2 pseudogenes are annotated in these 1,126 nt (G+C 69.6%); both read left to right on the forward strand.

Going from position 1 to position 1,126, the window contains the following annotated elements:
- Window positions 1–308, forward strand: a pseudogene (locus KZA10_RS15780) (glycoside hydrolase family 3 protein); the annotation flags it as partial.
- A gap of 14 nt (window positions 309–322) precedes the next feature.
- Window positions 323–1,006: pseudogene (locus tag KZA10_RS15785) on the forward strand (MurR/RpiR family transcriptional regulator); the annotation flags it as partial.
- Window positions 1,007–1,126: the final 120 nt, after the last annotated feature.

Genomic DNA, 1,126 nt, shown 5'->3' on the forward strand with positions numbered 1-1,126 from the left:
GCCTCGACGTGGCATCCGCACCGGAGTGCGAACAGGATCGTGTGCTCGACGAGGTCACCGCGGCGGCAGGGACCACCGTGCTCCTGATCGATCGGCCCGACACGGATGCCGCGCAGCGTGCGCTCGTCGAACGCGCTGCTGTGCGTGATCCCCGCGCCGTCGTCGTCAACGTGGGTCTTCCCACCGTGAGTCCGTTGCCGCTGCCGACCGTGGAGGTCGCCGCAGCCAGTAGGCTCGGTGCGCAGACGGCGCGTGAAGCTCTCCTGGGGTGCTTCACTGTGCAGCAGAGGATGACCAGCGCCGGCTGAGACAGGGATCCCTCATGGACGATGACGTTCTCGCTCGGGTGCGACGCTCGCTCCCCAAGGTGAGCGCTGCCGAGGCGCGCGTCGCGGAGACGATCCTGGGAGACCCGACACTCGTCGTGGATCTGGCCATCAACGATCTCGCCCAGCGCTGCCACACCTCGCTCTCGACGGTCGCCCGCTATGCCCAGTCACTCGGGTACAGCGGATACCGCGAGCTGCGGGTGGCTGTGGCACGTGCGGTCACGCTGGAACAGGCGCAGCAGGCCCGGTTCGGTCTCGACACCACGGCGATCGACCCCGACGACGGTCCGACGGCGATCGCCGCCAAGCTCGCCGCGCAGGAGATCGACGCGATCGAGAAGACGGCGCTCGCCCTCGATGCGGTCGCCCTCGACAGGGTCGCGCGTGCGGTGGTCGACGCCCGTCACATCGATCTCTTCGGACAGGCGGCGTCGTCACTGACGGCTCAGGATTTGCTGCTGAAGCTGTCGCGCATCGGCTGCTCGGTCTCGCACTCGTCGGACCCGCACCTCGCGGTCACCACGGCCTCGCTGCGCACTGCGGACGATGTGGCGATCGCGTTCTCCCACGGCGGCGAGACGGCCGAGACTCTGCGCGCGCTCGAGGTCGCCCGCGATGCCGGCGCCCTCGCAGTGGCGGTCACCAGCGCCCCCGACTCACCGTTGGCGCTGGCGGCGGATGTCGTGCTGCTCAACCTTGATGCGCGGGTGGTCGGGCGCGACGCCGTAGCGCACCAGCCCGTACGGTGCGGGGAGCTGCTCGAAGAGGTCGATCGAGACGTCGAACTTGCGCTCCGC

Source organism: Microbacterium sp. BF1 (assembly GCF_019279095.1).
Lineage (GTDB): Bacteria > Actinomycetota > Actinomycetes > Actinomycetales > Microbacteriaceae > Microbacterium > Microbacterium maritypicum.